Annotated in this window: 15 protein-coding genes; 8 read left to right on the plus strand and 7 right to left on the minus strand. The window is 72.8% G+C overall.

What is annotated here, in order from left to right:
* Nucleotides 1-115: 115 nt before the first annotated feature.
* The 3 genes from IEJ02_RS21930 to IEJ02_RS21940 form a co-directional block, all read right to left on the minus strand.
* Nucleotides 116-943, minus strand: coding sequence for a calcium-binding protein (locus IEJ02_RS21930; protein WP_317985872.1), 828 nt, complete (start codon nucleotides 941-943; stop codon nucleotides 116-118).
* Nucleotides 944-1,268: 325 nt separating this feature from the next.
* A complete protein-coding gene (locus IEJ02_RS21935; RefSeq protein WP_191066409.1) occupies nucleotides 1,269-2,240 on the minus strand; it encodes an MBL fold metallo-hydrolase in 972 nt (323 codons plus the stop codon).
* 83 nt (nucleotides 2,241-2,323) lie between these two features.
* Nucleotides 2,324-3,205, minus strand: coding sequence for a serine hydrolase (locus IEJ02_RS21940; protein ID WP_191066498.1), 882 nt, complete (start codon nucleotides 3,203-3,205; stop codon nucleotides 2,324-2,326).
* A 66-nt stretch (nucleotides 3,206-3,271) separates the two neighbouring features.
* Here IEJ02_RS21940 and IEJ02_RS21945 point away from each other — a divergent pair, with 66 nt between their 5' ends.
* A complete protein-coding gene (locus IEJ02_RS21945; RefSeq protein WP_191066410.1) occupies nucleotides 3,272-4,258 on the plus strand; it encodes a LysR family transcriptional regulator in 987 nt (328 codons plus the stop codon).
* A 218-nt stretch (nucleotides 4,259-4,476) separates the two neighbouring features.
* Complete coding sequence (locus IEJ02_RS21950; protein WP_223864224.1) at nucleotides 4,477-5,067, plus strand: hypothetical protein; 591 nt, start codon at nucleotides 4,477-4,479, stop codon at nucleotides 5,065-5,067.
* Nucleotides 5,068-5,104: 37 nt separating this feature from the next.
* Here IEJ02_RS21950 and IEJ02_RS21955 read toward each other — a convergent pair whose 3' ends face one another.
* The 3 genes from IEJ02_RS21955 to IEJ02_RS21965 are packed head-to-tail and all read right to left on the minus strand — an operon-like array spanning nucleotide 5,105 to nucleotide 7,590.
* On the minus strand, nucleotides 5,105-6,310 hold the full coding sequence (locus tag IEJ02_RS21955) for an RNA polymerase sigma factor (protein ID WP_191066499.1): 1,206 nt from the start codon (nucleotides 6,308-6,310) through the stop codon (nucleotides 5,105-5,107).
* Nucleotides 6,311-6,315: 5 nt separating this feature from the next.
* Nucleotides 6,316-6,735 (minus strand): YciI family protein, encoded by a 420-nt coding sequence (locus tag IEJ02_RS21960; RefSeq protein WP_191066412.1) that lies wholly within the window; start codon nucleotides 6,733-6,735, stop codon nucleotides 6,316-6,318.
* A 42-nt stretch (nucleotides 6,736-6,777) separates the two neighbouring features.
* Nucleotides 6,778-7,590 (minus strand): FadR/GntR family transcriptional regulator, encoded by an 813-nt coding sequence (locus IEJ02_RS21965; protein WP_191066413.1) that lies wholly within the window; start codon nucleotides 7,588-7,590, stop codon nucleotides 6,778-6,780.
* A gap of 302 nt (nucleotides 7,591-7,892) precedes the next feature.
* On the opposite strand from IEJ02_RS21965, the gene IEJ02_RS21970 reads away from it, so the two are divergent.
* From IEJ02_RS21970 to IEJ02_RS21995, 6 genes are all read left to right on the plus strand, one after another.
* Nucleotides 7,893-9,551, plus strand: a complete 1,659-nt coding sequence (locus tag IEJ02_RS21970) for an ABC transporter substrate-binding protein (protein ID WP_191066414.1) — start codon at nucleotides 7,893-7,895, stop codon at nucleotides 9,549-9,551.
* Complete coding sequence (locus tag IEJ02_RS21975) at nucleotides 9,551-10,501, plus strand: ABC transporter permease (RefSeq protein ID WP_137979280.1); 951 nt, start codon at nucleotides 9,551-9,553, stop codon at nucleotides 10,499-10,501. The genes IEJ02_RS21970 and IEJ02_RS21975 overlap by 1 nt, the downstream gene beginning before the upstream one ends.
* Before the next feature lie 49 nt (nucleotides 10,502-10,550).
* Nucleotides 10,551-11,444 (plus strand): ABC transporter permease, encoded by an 894-nt coding sequence (locus IEJ02_RS21980; protein ID WP_370467101.1) that lies wholly within the window; start codon nucleotides 10,551-10,553, stop codon nucleotides 11,442-11,444.
* Nucleotides 11,441-12,586 (plus strand): ABC transporter ATP-binding protein, encoded by a 1,146-nt coding sequence (locus IEJ02_RS21985; protein ID WP_191066415.1) that lies wholly within the window; start codon nucleotides 11,441-11,443, stop codon nucleotides 12,584-12,586. The genes IEJ02_RS21980 and IEJ02_RS21985 overlap by 4 nt, the downstream gene beginning before the upstream one ends.
* Nucleotides 12,583-13,629 (plus strand): ABC transporter ATP-binding protein, encoded by a 1,047-nt coding sequence (locus tag IEJ02_RS21990; protein ID WP_191066416.1) that lies wholly within the window; start codon nucleotides 12,583-12,585, stop codon nucleotides 13,627-13,629. The genes IEJ02_RS21985 and IEJ02_RS21990 overlap by 4 nt, the downstream gene beginning before the upstream one ends.
* A 64-nt stretch (nucleotides 13,630-13,693) precedes the next feature.
* Nucleotides 13,694-15,589, plus strand: a complete 1,896-nt coding sequence (locus IEJ02_RS21995) for a gamma-glutamyltransferase family protein (protein WP_191066417.1) — start codon at nucleotides 13,694-13,696, stop codon at nucleotides 15,587-15,589.
* A 426-nt stretch (nucleotides 15,590-16,015) separates the two neighbouring features.
* Here IEJ02_RS21995 and IEJ02_RS22000 read toward each other — a convergent pair whose 3' ends face one another.
* Entirely contained in the window at nucleotides 16,016-16,378 is a 363-nt protein-coding gene (locus IEJ02_RS22000) for a DUF1330 domain-containing protein (protein ID WP_191066418.1), read from the minus strand.
* Between the last annotated feature and the right edge of the window lie 159 nt (nucleotides 16,379-16,537).

Here is a 16,537-nt window from a genome sequence, read left to right on the forward strand (position 1 = left end):
CCTGGGGGAGCCCCGGCCCTGGACAGACGCTGTGCGGCTCCGCCGCGTGGCAAAGGCTTCGCCCGCGTGGCGGGGCCTCCGCCCCTGGACCCCGGGGTCTGGGGCGGAGCCCCCGTCAGTCCTGGTGGACCTCGTTGCTGCCCGGGCCGCCGGAGAGGGTGTCATTGCCCTGGCCGCCCCACAGCACGTCGTCGCCGCTGTTGCCGTAGAGGGTGTCGTCGCCCTCCTCGCCGTACAGCTCGTCGTCGTCCTCGCCGCCGTAGATCGCGTCGGTGCCCTTGCCGCCACGGAGGATGTCGTCGCCGGCGTCACCGCGCAGGATGTTGTCCTCGGAGCCACCGGTGATGGTGTCGTTCCCGGCGCCACCCTGGCATTCCTGCGTGCAGTTGGTGATGGTGTCGTCGCCGGCGCCGCCGTAGGCGCCGAAGCCCATGACCCCGCCGCCGCCGTCGATCTTGTCGTTGCCGGCCTCGCCGTAGAACATGTCCGCGGCGTTGCCCTGGAGGACGTCGTTGCCGGCGCCGCCGTGAATTCCGCCGTAGGCCGAACCATCGGGGTCGATCTTCGCGGTGTCGTTGCCGTCACCGAGATCGACGTCGAAGATATCGGAGTCGTCGGAGTTCTGCGGGATTTCCACCGCGCACTGGGCGACGGTGTGGTCGCTCGCGGTCGGGTAGGCGCACTCGTCCCAGTTCGCCGCCTCCGGATCGATGGTGATGTCACCCCGGTCGCGGAAGGTGAGGACGTAATAGGACTCGAATTCCCCCCGGCTGACGATCTGCTCGGAGACCGTCAGATTGTTCTTCTGTCCCGCGGCGGCCTTGTACCAGAGCTCGCCGTCCTCGTGGACGAGAGAGCCCGAGGTGGTCGGGGCCGCCTGGGCGGCGGGCGCCGCGAGCGCGGCTCCCCCCAGGGCGAGAGCGAGGGTGGCCGTGGCGGCCATGGTCCGGTACCTGCGCATAGGGAATTGGCCCTTCGTGCGATCAGTGCCGATCGGGCCGACGGAAAAAGCGCGGTTCAGTCACCGGGTGCCGGCGATCGGCGATGTGGTGTTTCCGATCGCCCCGGTAGACCGTGAGGGACGGCAAGCGGTTGCTCCGGGAATTCCCTAGTTCCCCGCAGGTTTCCCGCAGGTTTCCCGCAGTCGCAGGTCACCGCGGTATTCGAAGAGACGTGCACAAGAAATAACGACATCGCCGTAACCGCCTTTTTCGGACCGCTTAACTCTTCGTTCACCCGGTCGGCGACGGCGGGCGACCGGTCATGGGTCAAAAGCGGTACGGCGTCAGGTACTCCGGCAGCAGGATGCGCGAGCCGGGGCTGGTCTCGCGGATCCGGGCGAGGAAACCGTCCAGGTCCATCGTGGAATCGCGGTGGGCGCCCTCGTCCAGGGGGAGTTCGAAGTTGTCCCAGTGCACGGGGACCACGGTGGCGGGGTGGCCGAGCGCCTTCAGCAGGCGGGGGGCGTAGCGGTGGGTGGCGGAGGTGCTGGGGGTGGCGACCATGGCCACGTCGGGGCGCAGACCGGCGGCGTCCCGTTCGCTGAAGTCGCTCGCCCCCATGAGGAAGGCGGAGAGCCCGTCGGGCAGGGTGACGTGGAAGGCGAGAGTGTCGCCTTCCGGCAGGTCGGAGACGGTCTGGGGGCGGGGCGGAGGGCTGGTGAGGGTGCCGGGGACGAAGTAGCTGTAGGCGTCGTTACGGCTGTGGCGGCTGGAGACCGCCTCGACCACCAGGCCGTCGAAGTCCAGCACCTCACCGCCCTTGACCACGGCGATCCTGGCCTTGTCGACGCCGAAGGCGCGGAGCAGGTGGTACGTGGTCTCGGTGCCGACGATCCGCGCGTCCGGGGCGGCCGCGGCGATGTAGGGGACGTCGTTGAGGTGGTCCCAGTGGCAGTGGCTGACCAGGATCAGCTCGGGGCGGCCCATGTGGCGGTCGATCGTCTCGCCGTCCGTGGTCAGCGGCGTCTTGGGGTTGAAGCTCTGCTTGAACAGCCCGGTTTCGAAGCGGCTCAGAAAGGGATCGAACAGGATCGTCCGGCCGTCGGTGTCGATGCGCCAGCCGCTCGTACCGAGCCATTGGAAGGTCGCGTCCGAAGTCTTCGAGCCGCTGGGAGTGCGCGATGCCGTCCCGGCGGCTGCCCGGGCGGTCGTGGGGAGGACGGCGGGTACGGCCGCGCCGGCCGCCGCTCCCCGGATCAGCAGACGGCGGTTGAAGCGCGATGCTCTCTTGGCGGTCATGGGCACAGCAGAGCAGTTCCCCCGGCCCACCGTCCAAGATCAGCTCGGTACCCGCGTCATATCCGCTTCCGTATAAGACCAGGTCAGCCGCGCCTGAGCGCATCCACCGCCAGCCGCGCCGCCCGCCCGATCGACGCGTCCACCGCCGTACGCGCCGCCGCGACCGAGGCCGTACGGGCGAACACCGCGACCGCGTACCGGCCGCCGTCCGGGTAGCGGACGACGCCCGCCTCGATGTGGAGGCTCGGCAGCGTGCCCGTCTTCGCCGCGACCAGGACGTCGTCGGGGAAGCCGGAGGCCAGGCGCTGACGGAAGACCTGGCGGGACATCAGCTCCCGCACCAGCGCGCACGCCGCCGGCGAACCGGCCCGGTCCCGCCAGATCAGGCGCAGCAGGGTGGTGATGTCGCGGGGGGTGCTGGAGGTGGTGTGCCGGGGGTCCAGGACGCGGAAGCGGCGCAGCCGCTGGAAGGCCAGCGTCGGATAGACGGCGGCGAACTCCGCCTCGTCCGCCGCGCCCGCGTCCTCGAACATCGACTCCAGCAGCTCCCGGGGCCCGCCGACGATCCGTGTGCGGTCCAGGCCCAGTTCGGCCGCCAGCAGCCGCACCGTGTCGAGGCCGACCCGGCGCAGCAGCACGTCCGCGGCGGAGTTGTCGCTCACCGACAGCGCGAAGTACGCCAGGTCGCGCAGGGACATCTCGACATCGTCGGCGCAGCCCGCGGTGCCCCAGCCGCCGAGGCGGTCGGGGGCGGTGATGACCACGCGTTCGCGCGGGTCGAGCTGTCCGGCGTCGGCCTGCCGGGCGAGCTCCAGCACCAGCAGGATCTTGAACACGGAGGCGATGACCACCTGGTCATCCACGCCGAGGCCGATCTCGTGCCCGGGCGCGTCGATGTCCACCGCGTGCAGTCGGCCCTCGGCGTCCGCCTCCGCGAACACCTCCGCGATCCGCTTCTCGATCAGCGTCGTGTCCAGTGGGTGCCCCACCACGCTCCCCCTCGTCCCTCCGGCGTCGCATAGGGTCGGCCGGTGGATCTGATACGCCACCTGCGTCTGTTCATTGTCGTCGCGGAGGAACTGCACTTCAGCCGGGCCGCCGATCTCCTCGGCATGGCGCAGCCGCCGCTGAGCCAGTCCATCCGGCGGCTGGAGCGGGAGCTGGGGCTGGAGCTGTTCGACCGCTCGGCCCGCCAGGTGCGGCTCACCGCCGCGGGTGCGCTGCTGCTGGACGAGGCGCGCGAACTGCTCGCCCGCGAGGAGCGGTTGCGTACGGTCATGGCGCGGGTCCGCGACGGGGAGCTGGGCACGCTGCGGGCGGGCGTACCGCCGCAGACGCCCGCCCGGACGTTGCACGCCCTGCTGTCGGCGTGCGCGGAGGAGTTCCCGGGGCTGCGGATCGACCTCCAGGAGGTGGACACGGCCGAGCAGGTGCGGCTGCTCGCCGCCGCCCGGCTCGACGTGGGTCTGGTGCACCACCCGGTGGCGGACGCCGACGATCTGGTGGTGGGGCCGTCGGCCGGAATCGAGTTGGGGGTCGTACTGCCCCGCTCCTCTCCACTGGCCCACCTTTCCGAGGTGTCCCTGGCGGACCTGACCGGCCATGAACTCTTCCTCTTTCCCCGGGCCGCGGCGCCGGGGTGGTACGACCGGATTCTCGACATCTGCCGGGAGGGCGGTTTCGCCCCGCCCGCGGTCCGTCACGCCCGCAATCCCGAATTCCTGCTGGGCCTGGTGGCGTCGGGGCGCGGGGTGGCGTTCGACGACGGGCGGGTGGCGGGCAAGGAGCCGCGGGCCGCCTGGCGCCCCCTGGCCGGGCGTCCCCTGATGCTGTGGATGTCCGCCGTATGGCCTGCGCATTCGCCCCATCCGGCGGCTCGTCCGTTCGCCCGGATCGCCGCGGAGGTCATCGCCCGGGAGGACCCGCCGAAGCGGCCGCTCACCCCTCCGGAGGAGACCGGCGGGCCCCGCCCGTGGTCGGTGGTCTTCGCGCCCGGCTCCCATCCGCGGACACCGTGAGAAAGCCTCCGCGAGAAGGCGACGTGAGAAAGCTCTGCGAGAAGGCCGCCACGGGAAAGGTCACGGGAAATCACGGGAAAGCGCCGCGGGAAACTGATCCGGATTCCAGTAAACATTTCCTGGAGAACATCTCCGGAATCTGTGGAGCTTCGGCGTATCCGCCTGTCAAGATCTTCCCTCATGCCTTCCCCGTTCACTCAGCAATATCAGGGATTCTCGTGCGGAAAATGAATGCGGCCACCACCGTGGCCGTCGCGGTGCTGGCTCTGGCGCTGACCGGCTGCGGCAACGACGACGACAAGGGCTCCGAGTCGTCCGGCGCCTCCGACAAGACGGCGGCCGCTCAGAAGGCGGACGACGCGGAACGCGGCACCGCGTCCGCCGCTCCCACCAGTGCGAGCCCCAGCCCGAGCCGTACGAAGCCCGCCAAGAGCCCCAGCCCGAGCCCGAGCAGCCCCCGGGCCACCCGCACCGCCGACGGCACCACCCCGGCCCCGCGCCGTACGGCCCCGAAGACGCAGGCCCCCGCGCCGACCCGTGCGGGCGCCCCGGCGAGCGTGCAGGGCACGTGGTACTCCACGGTGCGTGACCCGAACGGCAAGCCGCTCGTGATGACCGTGTCCGGCGGTTCCCTCAGCGTGGGGTACCAGGGCACGTCCTGCCCCGGGACGATCAGCGCGAGCATGGCCGTGACCATGACCTGCCAGGGCGAGACCATCTCCGGCGGTCACGCCGTGGTCAGCGGGGACGGCCAGAGCCTCACCATCAACTGGCCGCAGGGCAACCCCGATCGCTACGTCCGCCCGTGAGCCGACGTCCTCGTCGACGGGCCCGTGGCGCGGCCCGTCAGCGCCCTCGGCCGGTGTTGAGCCGGGCGGCCTGGCGGGTCAGGTAGTCGCGTTCGGCGAGGTTGGATGCCTTGTGGGCCGCCTCCGTGTACAGCCGCGCCGCCGTCGCCAGGTCGCCGTCGCGCTCGTGGAGGTACGCCGCCACCGCCGCGTGGCGGGGCAAGGAGGATCCCCCGCTCGAGGAGCTGGGGGAGGACGCGTCCAGTTCCGCGAGCGCGGCCAGCCCGGCGCGCGGTCCGTCGGCCTCGCCGACCGCCACCGCCCGGTTGAGCCGGACGACCGGGCTGTCGGTCAGGGCCGCGAGCTCGTCGTACCACTCCACGATCTGCACCCAGTCGGTCTCCTCGGCGGTGGGCGCGTCCGCGTGGAGGGCCGCGATGGCGGCCTGGGCCTGGAACTCGCCCAGCCGGTCGCGGGCCAGGGCCGCCTGAAGGATCTCCACCCCCTCGGCGATCGCCTTGGTGTCCCACCGGCCGCGGTCCTGCTCGGCGAGCGGCACCAGGCTGCCGTCGGGCGCGGTCCGGGTGGCGCGCCGGGCGTGGTGGAGCAGCATGAGGGCGAGCAGCCCCGCCACCTCGGGGTGGTCGATCGCGGCCGCGAGCTGCCGGGTGAGCCGGATGGCCTCGGCGGCGAGGTCGACGTCGCCCGAGTAGCCCTCGTTGAAGACCAGGTACAGCACGCGCAGCACGGTGGCGACGTCGCCGGGCTGGTCGAACCGTACGCCGGAGACGGTGCGCTTGGCCCGGCTGATGCGCTGCGCCATGGTCGCCTCCGGCACCAGATACGCCTGGGCGATCTGGCGGGTGGTGAGCCCGCCGACCGCGCGCAGCGTGAGCGCGACGGCGGACGACGGCGTCAGCGACGGGTGGGCGCACAGGAAGTAGAGCTGGAGCGTGTCGTCCGCCGAGGCCACGGGCCCGGGCGCCGGCTCCTCCTCGACGAGGTCCTCACGCCTGCGCCGGGCCGCGTCCGCCCGGGTCGCGTCGAGGAACTTGCGCCAGGCCACGGTGACCAGCCAGCCCTTGGCGTCCCTGATGGGGTCTCCCCTGCTCGAAGAGCTTGGGGAAGGATCGGTCGGCCAGACGCGAACCGCCTCGATCAGCGCGTCCTGTACGGCGTCCTCGGCCGCCGCGAAGTCGGCTCCGCGGCGGACGAGGACGCCGAGTACGCCCGGCGTGAGGCTCCTGATCAGGGCCTCGTCCATCTGCGTCACTTGAAGGTGCACTCCGTGGTGCTGGGCTGGGCGGCCAGGAACGGGCGCACCTCCAGCCACTCGTGGATCGGCTTCCCGTCCTTCCCCGGAGCGGCCGACAGCTCACCGGCCAGCTCGACGGCGCGCTCGTGGCTGTCGACGTCGATCACCATCCAGCCCGCGATGAGGTCCTTGGTCTCGGCGAACGGACCGTCGGTGACCGGCGGCCGCCCCTCGCCGTCGTACCGCACCCACGACCCCTCCGGGGCGAGCGCCTGACCGTCGACGAACTCGCCGGTCTTCTCCAGCCGGGCCGCGAAGTCGTTCATGAACTGCACGTGCGCCGAGATCTCCTCCGGCGTCCACTGGTCCATCGGCACGTTGTTCACCGGAGCCGGGGCGCCGCGGTAGTGCTTCAGCAGCAGGTACTTGGCCATCGTGGTTCTCCTTGATGCGGTTGCGGCCCATTGTGGTCGCGTTCACCCCGGGGACGGAGCCGGTCCGGCGTTCTCGACATCCCCGTCGGAATTTTTTTTGGGATCTTGTGGATCGGCCTCCACGGCCTCGGCTCCCGCCGGATCCGCCCGTGCCTCCGTGCGCCGCCGCTGCTCCTCGATCCGGTGCAGCACCGAGTCCAGATGCGCCTCGGAGGCCGCCCGGGCCGCCTCCGGGTCGCGGGCCTCGATCGCCCGCAGGATGGCCTGGTGCTCCTCGATCGTGGCGCGTCGGCGGGCGGCGGACAGCGAGGTCTCGCGCCGCCCGGGCTCGCCGATCTCGTAGACCCGGTCCAGCAGCCGCAGCAGCAGGGGGTTGCGGGTGTACTGGGCGATGGCGCGGTGGAAGGTGCGGTCCAGGTCGGTGAACTCCTGCCGGGTGGGCTCGCGTCGCATCGCGTCCAGCAGGGCGTGCAGCTGGACGATGTCGGAGGGGGTGGCGCGGCGGGCGGCCCGCGCGGTCACCGAGGGCTCGATGCACGCGCGCACCTCCATGACCTGCAGCAGCTCCGCCGTGGCATCGAGCCCCGAGGCCAGGACGTCGCCGCGCGGGGTGGCCCCCGGGTCGAGGACGACGGTGCCGGAGCCGGGGCGCCGGGCGACCAGTCCGCGTGAGGCGAGGGCGCGCAGCGCCTCGCGGACCGAGCCCCGGGAGACGCCGAGGCTCTCCGCCAGCTCCCGCTCCGGGGGGACGCGGGAACCGGGTGCCAGCTCTCCGCTCAGGATCAGCCGCTCCAGGCCGACGGCCAGGGCGTCCGGCCTCGACAGGGTGGAGCGCCGCAGTTGCCGCCAGTCCATCTCCTGGCTTTCCTCCGCCTTCTTCAGCTTTCCTCAGCCTTCTTCGGCTTTCCGGTCCGGCCGGTGGTCCAGAGTCTCACACCGGTCGGGCGCCGCCACCGGTGTCCACCCGGCCCCCTCCCGGCCGGCGGCGCGAGCGGATTTAACCAGGTGGTGACCGGCGGGCAACCGGAGCCACCGGGTCCGCACGCTAGCGTCCACCGTCATCAATTTGGTCCTACCAATAGACCAACCGCTGTCCCTGCGCCATCCTGGCCGCACCGCAGCGCGCCCCAACGTCCCCGGCAGTGAGGCATCCCGCCATGCGCCAAAGAACGAGCGGACCCAGCCCACCCACCCGCCACCGACCGCGCGCCGCCGCCCTCGCCGCCCGGGTGCTGTGTGTGCTGGTCGCCGGCGCCACCGCCGGCTGCGCCTCCCTGGCCTCCCCCACGGCCGAGGTGGGCGTCGACCGGATGACCGACCCCCGGCCGGTCCGCGACGGCGGAACGCTGACCATCGCCCTCAAATCGGACCCGGACAAGCTGGACCCCACCCTGGCCAGCACCGCCGTGGGCCGGACCGTGTTCACCGCGATGTGCGAGAAGCTGTACGACGTCGACGCCGGGAACCGGATCGTGCCGCAGCTCGCCGCCGCCCCGCCCACGACGAGCGACGGGGGCCGCACCGTCACCATCACGCTGCGGCGCGGCGTCCGGTTCGCCGACGGCACCCGCATGGACGCGAAGGCGGTCAAGACCTCCCTCGACCGCCACCGGACGCTGACCGGTTCGGTCCGCGCGAGCGAGCTGAAGCCCCTCACCTCCGTCCAGGCGGTCGGCGACGACACCGTACGGCTGCGGCTGACCAAGCCGTACGTCCCGCTGCTCGCGCTGCTCGCCGACCGCGCGGGCATGGTGATGTCCCCGACCGCGCTGAAGCGCTACGGCAAGGGTTTCGCGAGCCACCCCACCTGCGTCGGCCCGTTCCGCTACGCCGAGCGCGTGGTGGGCGACCGCATCGTGCTGGACAAGGACCCGAACTACTACGACGCCGACGCGGTCCATCTGCGGCGGGTGGTCTACCGCACCATCACCGACGGCAACGTCCGGCTGGCGAACCTCCAGTCCGGCGACATCCAGGTGGGCGACCAGATGGACCCGGTGCAGGTGAGCCGGGCGCTCACCGAACCCGGGCTCCAGCTGTTCCACTCCCCCTCGCTGGGCTACTACGGACTGACCCTCAACATCGGCAATACGAAGGGCGCCGGGGCGCCGCCGGGCCGGATCGACACCCCGATCGCGCGGGATGTGCGGGTGCGCGAGGCGTTCGACCTCTCCCTGGACCGCGATCTGATCAACACCATCGTCTTCCAGGGCCGCTACCGGCCCACCTGCGGCCCGCTCCCCTCCGGCACCCCGTACGCCACCGGATCCCGCTGCCCGGCCCGCGACCTGGCCAAGGCCAAGCGGCTGCTCAAGGCCGCCGGGGTGGCCACCCCGGTCCGGGTGCGGCTCCAGATCAGCACCACCCCGGAGGACAACCGGCTGGGCCAGGTCATCCAGGCCATGGCCAAGGAGGCGGGCTTCGCGGTGAGCCTGACGCCCACCGAGTTCGCCACCGGCCTGGAGCACTCCCGCGCGGGCGACTTCCAGGCGGCGACCACCAACTGGTCCGGGCGGCTCGACCCGGCGGGCAACATCGACGCGTTCGCCGGCACCGGCGGCGCCCAGAACTACGGCGGGCTCTCCGACCCCGCCATCGACCGGCTGATCGCCGAGGGCGGCACCACCGCGGACAAGCCCGCCCGCAAGAAGATCTACGCCCAACTCGTGGAGCGCGTCCGCGCCGCGCACACCGTGCTCTATCTGATCCAGCCCACGAACTACGTCTCGGTGACGAAGAAGGTCGCCGGGCTGAAGGTCTTCGGCGACGGGCTGATCCGGGTGAAGGACGCCGGATATGTGAAGGGAGGGAGTTGATGCCGTATCCGATCCGCCGTCTCGGCGAATCGCTGATCACCCTCTTCCTGGTCAGCGTCGTGGTCTTCGCCGGCGTACGGGCGCTGCCCGGCGACACCGCCACCGCGCTGGCCGGGGAGGAGCCGACGCCCGAGGCGATCGCCCAGATCCGCGAGAGCTACGGGCTGAACGACAACATCGTGGTGCAGTACCTGCGCTATGTGCGGCACGCCGCCACCGGCGACCTCGGCGTCTCCTCCCGCACCGGGCTGCCGGTCCTGGACTCGGTGATGGAGGCGCTGCCCGTCACCCTCGAACTGTCCGCCCTGGCCCTGCTGCTCGCGGTCGTCGTCGGCGTGGGCGCCGGGGTGGTGGCGGCGGTCCGGCGCGGACGGCCCGAGGAGTGGCTGGTCAACGCGGTGGCGCTGCTGGGGCTTTCGGTGCCCGCCTTCTGGCTCGGCATCGTGCTCGTCCTCGCCTTCGCCATCGCCGTCCCGGTCTTCGCCGCCTCCGGATTCGTGCCGTTCGGCGTGGACCCCATGGAGAACCTGCGCCATATGGTGCTCCCGGTGATCGTCCTCGGCTCCGGTCTGGCGGCGGTCGTGATGCGGCAGACGCGCGCGGCCATGCTGGGCTCGCTCTCCGCCGACTACGTGCGCACCGCGCGCGCCAAGGGGCTCTCCCGGCGTCAGGTGATCGTGGGCCATGCCCTGCGCAACAGCCTGGTCACCGTGGTGACCGTGCTCGGGCTCCAGCTCGGGCACCTCATCTCGGGCGCGGTGGTCACCGAGCAGATCTTCGTCCTGCCGGGCTTCGGCAAGCTCACCATCGACGCGGTCTTCTCCCGGGACTACGCGATGGTGCAGGGCGTGGTGCTGTTCACCTCGACCGCCTACATCCTCGTCAACCTCCTGGTGGACCTGGCCTATTCGGTGATCGACCCCCGTATCCGGCTCGGAGGTGCCCAGTGAGAATCCGGCGCGGAGATGCCGAGTCGAGCCTCGGCCCCGGAGGTGCCCAGTGAGCGCCGCCGCCACCGCCCTTCCCACCGCCGAGGAGCGGGAGCGGGCCCCGCTCGCCCCGCTGTCCCGACTGCGGCTGCTGACCCGCAACAAGCTGGCCCTCACCGGGGCCGTGGCCGCCGCGATCCTGGTGCTGATCGCGCTGTGCGCACCGCTCATCGCGCCGTACGACCCGGCCCGCCCCGACTTCACGGCCGCCCTCCGGCCGCCGGGCTGGGCCCACTGGCTGGGCACCGACGACCTGGGCCGCGATCAGCTCTCCCGGGTCGTGTACGGGGTGCGCGCCTCGCTCCAGATCGGGCTGCTCGCGGTGGCGCTGGCCTTCGCGGCCGGGGTGCCGCTCGGGCTGATCGCGGGCTACTACGGGCGGTTCGCCGACTCGGTGGTCTCCCGGCTCACCGACACCCTGCTCGCCTTCCCCTTCCTGGTGCTGGCGGTGGGCCTGGCCACCATCCTCGGGCCGTCCCTGCTGAACGCCACGATCGCGGTCGGCGTCTCGCAGATCCCGGCCGTCATCCGGATCACCCGGGCGGAGACGCTGCGGCTCAAACACCTCGACTATGTGGCGGCGGCCGTGGCCAATGGCGGTGGGGACGGCACCGTGCTCTTCCGCCACATCCTCCCCGGCGCCCTGTCCGCGCTGACCGTCCAGGCCACCGTGGGCATCCCCACCGCGATCATCGGCGAGGCGCTGCTGAGCTTCCTCGGCCTCGGCGTCCAGCCGCCGTCCCCCTCGCTCGGGGTGATGCTCTCCAGCGCCCAGGCGTACATCGCCGCCGCGCCCTGGATGGCGGTCTTCCCCGGCCTGGCGATCATCGCCGCGACGCTCGCGTTCAACCTGCTCGGGGACGGGCTGCGCGACATCCTCGACCCCCAGGGAGACAGCCGATGACCACGTCCACCGCGCCCCCCGCCCTGAGCGTGCGGGACCTGTCCGTGGTCTTCCGCACCCCGACCCGCGTGGTCCACGCGGTGGACGGGCTGTCGTACGACGTCGCCGCCGGTGAGGTGCTGGCCGTGGTCGGCGAGTCCGGCTGCGGCAAGTCCGTGACCTCCACCGCCGTGATGGGGCTGCTGCCGCCCACGGCGAGCGTCGGCGGCTCCATCCGGCTGGGCGGACGGGAGCTGGTGGGGGCGGACGAGAGCGAACTGCGGGACGTCCGCGGCCGGGAGATCGCGATGATCTTCCAGGAGCCGATGACCTCGCTGAACCCCGTCCTCACCATCGGCCGCCAGGTCGGCGAGGTCCTCCGGCGCCATCAGGGGATCGGCCGCCGGGAGGCGCGCGAGCGGGCCGTGGACCTGCTCGACCTCGTCGGCATCCCCGCCCCCGCCCAGCGGGCCCGCGACTATCCGCACCAGCTCAGCGGCGGAATGCGACAGCGGGTGATGATCGCCATCGCGATCGCCTGCGACCCGGCCGTGCTCATCGCCGACGAGCCCACCACCGCACTGGACGTCACCGTGCAGGCGGGCATCCTGGAGGTGCTGCAGTCCCTGCGGGAGCGGCTCGGCACCGCGATCGTGCTGATCACCCACGATCTGGGCGTGGTCGCCGACATCGCCGACCGGGTGCTGGTGATGTACGCGGGCCGGGGCGTCGAACAGGCCCCGGTGGACGAGCTGTTCGGCGCGCCCCGCCATCCGTACACCCGCGGGCTGCTCGGCGCGGTGCCGGTGCCCGGCCGGAGGCGGGCGGAGGGCGAGCGGGGGCGGCTCCAGGAGATCCCCGGGCTGGTGCCGAGCCTCACCGAACAGCCCGATCGCTGCACCTTCGAGCCCCGCTGCTCCTACGCCGACGAGCGGTGCGGGGAGCAAAGGCCCGCGCTGCGGGCGGTGCGGGAGCCGCGGGCGCCGCGCGAGCGGGACGAGAGGCGCGAGGGGTACGAACGGGACGAACCGCACGAGCGCTCTGAGCGATCCGAGCAACCCGAGCCACACGAGGCCGCGTGCTGGAATCCGGTGCCGGTGCACCCCGAGCGCCCCGAACACCCTGAACACCCCGAACACCCCGAACAGGAGGCCGCCTCATGACCGCCGCCGTCGCGTCCGCGCAGGCGTCGCGGGATGACGCCGTACTCGACATCAGCGGCCTGGTCCGCCACTTCACCGGCCCCGCAGGCACCGTCAGGGCGGTCGACGGGGTCAGCCTCAGCATCGGCCGGGGCGAGATCGTCGGCCTGGTCGGGGAGTCCGGCAGCGGCAAGTCCACGGTGGGGCGGTGCGCCGTACGGCTGGACCGGCCGACCGCGGGCCAGGTGACGATCAACGGCCGCGATGTGACCCGGCTGTCGAAGCGGGCGCTGCGCCCGCTGCGCAAGGACTTCCACTTGGTCTTCCAGGACCCGTCCTCCTCGCTCGACCCCAGGATGACGGTGGGCGCCATCGTCGGCCAGCCGCTGCGGCTGCACCGCCTGGCCTCCGGCGACGCCCTGCGCGACCGGGTCGCCGCGCTGCTGGCCCAGGTGGGTCTGCGGCCCGAACTGGCGCGGCGGCGGCCCCATGAACTCTCCGGCGGTCAGCGGCAGCGGGTCTCCATCGCCCGCGCGCTGTCGGTCGATCCCCAGCTGCTGGTGGCCGACGAGCCGACGTCGGCGCTGGACGTCTCCGTCCAGGCGTCCGTGCTCAATCTGCTGGCGGACCTCCAGCGGGAGCGGCGGTTCGGCTGTCTGTTCATCACCCATGACCTGGCGGCCGTCGAGTACCTCGCGGACCGGATCGCCGTGATGTATCTGGGGCAGCTGGTGGAACAGGCCCCGGCCGCCGAGCTGTTCGCCGACCCCAAGCATCCGTACACCCAGGCCCTGCTGTCCGCGGCCCCGGTGCCGAACCCGGCCGCGCAGCGGTCGCGCACCCGGATCGTGCTCAGCGGGGAGCTGCCCAGCCCGCTGGATCCGCCCGCGGGCTGCCGCTTCCACACCCGCTGTCCGCTCGCCGTCGACCGCTGCCGCACCGAGCCGCCCGTGCTGCGGCGGCTCGCTGAGGGCGGCGGCGGTCGCCAGGTCGCCTGCCATCTGGTGGCGGACGACGGCACCGCGCCCGACGCCTCGGCCCCCGGGGACGCCGCCGTCCCCTGAGGACCCTGAGACCTGCCCGCACGCCCGCACGCCCGCACCCGCACAAGACCAGGAGTCTGCCGACATGTTCACCACCCGGCCCACCCTGCAAGGCACCCATGGCATGGTGTCCTCCACCCACTGGCTGGCCTCGCAGTCCGCCATGGCCGTCCTGGAGGACGGCGGCAACGCCTTCGACGCGGCCGTGGCCGCCGGGTTCGTCCTGCATGTGGTCGAGCCGCATCTGAACGGGCCCGCCGGTGAGGTGCCCATCATCCTCGCCCCGGCGGGCGGCGAACCCACCGTGCTGTGCGGACAGGGCCCGGCCCCCGCCGGGGCCACCATCGACCACTACACCGCGCTCGGCCTCGACCTCGTCCCCGGCACCGGCCCGCTCGCGGCGGCGGTGCCCGGTGCGTTCGACGCCTGGATGGTGCTGCTGCGCGACCACGGTACGAAGCGGCTCGCCGAGGTGCTGCGGTACGCGATCGGCTACGCCGAGCACGGCCATCCGGCGGTCGAGCGGATCGGGGAGACGGTCGAGACGGTGCGGGAGCTGTTCGAGACCGAGTGGACGACCTCGGCCGAGCTGTACCTGCCGGACGGGAAGTCCCCCGCCGCCGGACGGCTGCTCACCAACCCCGCGCTGGCCGCCACCTGGCGGCGGCTGGTCGCCGAGGCGGAGGCGGCAGGGCCGGGGCGCGAGACCCAGATCGAGGCGGCCCGCCGGGTCTGGCGCGAGGGCTTCATCGCGGAGGAACTGGCGGACGCGGCGGCCCGGCCCGCGATGGACTCGTCCGGGCGGCGCAACGCCGGGACCATGACCGGGGACGACCTGGCCGCCTTCGAGGCCACGTACGAGCCGCCCGTCCGCCACTTCTGGAACGGCTGGACCGTGTGCAAGGCCGGGCCCTGGAGCCAGGGGCCGGTGCTGCTCCAGCAACTCGCCCTGCTGCCGTACGGGCTGAGCGAGGCCGACCTGGGCACGCCCGACTTGCTGCACCTCCTGATCGAGGGCGGCAAGCTGGCCATGGCCGACCGCGAGGCGTGGTACGGGGACGCCGCCGACGTACCGCTGACGGAGCTGCTCTCGCGTCCGTACAACGAGGAGCGGCGGGCGCTGATCGGCGAACATGCCTCGTACGAGCTGCGCCCCGGCCACCCCGGGGGCCGTACGCCGCGCCTGAGCAAGCAGGCGCTGGCCGCGGTGGCCCGCGCGGCCTCCGGGGCGGACGGCCCGGCCGCCGGGCCGGGCGGCGGTGAGCCGACGGTCGGCGGCGGGGACCTGGGCCTGGGGCTGGGGGGACCGGCGCGCGGCGAACCGGCCGCCGCCGATCCGGCCGCCGGCGAACCCGCCGTAGGCCGGGACGGGGTGACCCGGGGCGACACCTGCCACCTCGACGTGGTGGACCGCTGGGGCAACATGGTCGCGGCCACGCCCAGCGGCGGCTGGCTGCAGTCCAACCCCGTCATCCCCGCGCTGGGCTTTCCGCTCGGCACCCGGCTCCAGATGACCTGGCTGGACCCCGGCCTGCCCAACTCCCTCACCCCCGGCCGCCGCCCCCGCACCACCCTCACCCCCTCGCTCGCGCTGCGCGGCGACACCCCCGTGATGGCCTTCGGCACCCCCGGCGGCGACCAGCAGGACCAGTGGAGCACGCACTTCTTCCTCGGCGTCGCGCTACGGGCGCCGGTGCGCTCCGGGCTGGATCTGCAGGGCGCCATCGACGCCCCCAACTGGCACCAGGAGTCCTTCCCCGGCTCCTTCCACCCCCGGGCGATGACGGCGGGCCGGGTGGTCGTGGAGTCCCGCATCGGCGAGTCCGCGGTAGCGGAACTCCGCCGACGTGGCCACGATGTCGTGGTCGGCGAACCCTGGTCGGAGGGCCGCCTGTGCGCCGTCGCCCGCGACCCGGAGACGGGCGTCCTGCTGGCCGCCGCCAACCCGCGCGGCGCGCAGGGCTACGCGGTGGGCCGCTGACCGCCAGCGGGCGGCGTACCCGCCAGGTGGCGTCCGCCGGATCGTGACGCCTGCGGCGGGCTGCTTTCCCCTCCCCGCCCCTTCCCTCACCTGGGGCTCCGCCCCAGCCCCCGGCAGGACGTCTCCGGACGTGCACGGTCATCCACCACGCCGACACCCCGACCACCACCAGTCCCCGGTACAGGTGCTCACGACGACGACGGCCGACCCGTCCACCCCAGAGTCCGGGCGCAGCCCCACCACACGCCGGAGCCGCACATCGACGCCCCAGGACGGCGCGAGGAGCGGAACAGCCCGCCCACCCAACCATCCACACGCCGACGCCCCGATCACCACAAGTCCCCGGTACAGGTGCCGGGGGCTGGGGCGGAGCTCCAGTTTCGGGAAGGGGCGGGGAGGGGAAAGGACCGCCGGACGGCGTGGTCGCTAGCGGGCGTACCCGCTGGGGTCCGCCGACCGCAGCTTCTCGGCCCGCTTCAGCGGGTCGTAGCCGGGGCCGACGCCCTCGGCCAGGATCACATCGCCCTCGATGTGGTCGGTGCGCAGCGCCAGGATGTCCTGATAAGCGGGCGACGCGTACCACTCGCGGGCGTCCGCCATCCCTCCCGGGAACTCGATCAGCACCACACTGCCCGGCCACTCCCCCTCGACCACCTCCAAGGTGCCGCCGTGGATGAGGAACCGGCCGTGGAAGGGGTCGAGGGTGGCCTGGATCCGCTGCAGGTACTCGATGACGTCGGGGTGCGGACTGCGGCTGTGCAGATGAGCGAACGCGTAGGCGGCGGGCATGGCTCCTCCAAGTGCTCCCAGCAGGTCGGCGAACCGGTCCGGCGGACACGATCAGCCTGCCGCGCCCCGCCGGGAGCGTCGATTACCCGTGAGGTCATGGCGGCGGCTACCCCGTGGTATCCGTCGTCTCCACCGGTTTTCCACAGGCTGAGCCGGGCT

It is taken from the genome of Streptomyces sp. 5-10 (assembly GCF_014712245.1).
Classification (GTDB): Bacteria; Actinomycetota; Actinomycetes; order Streptomycetales; family Streptomycetaceae; genus Streptomyces; species Streptomyces violaceusniger.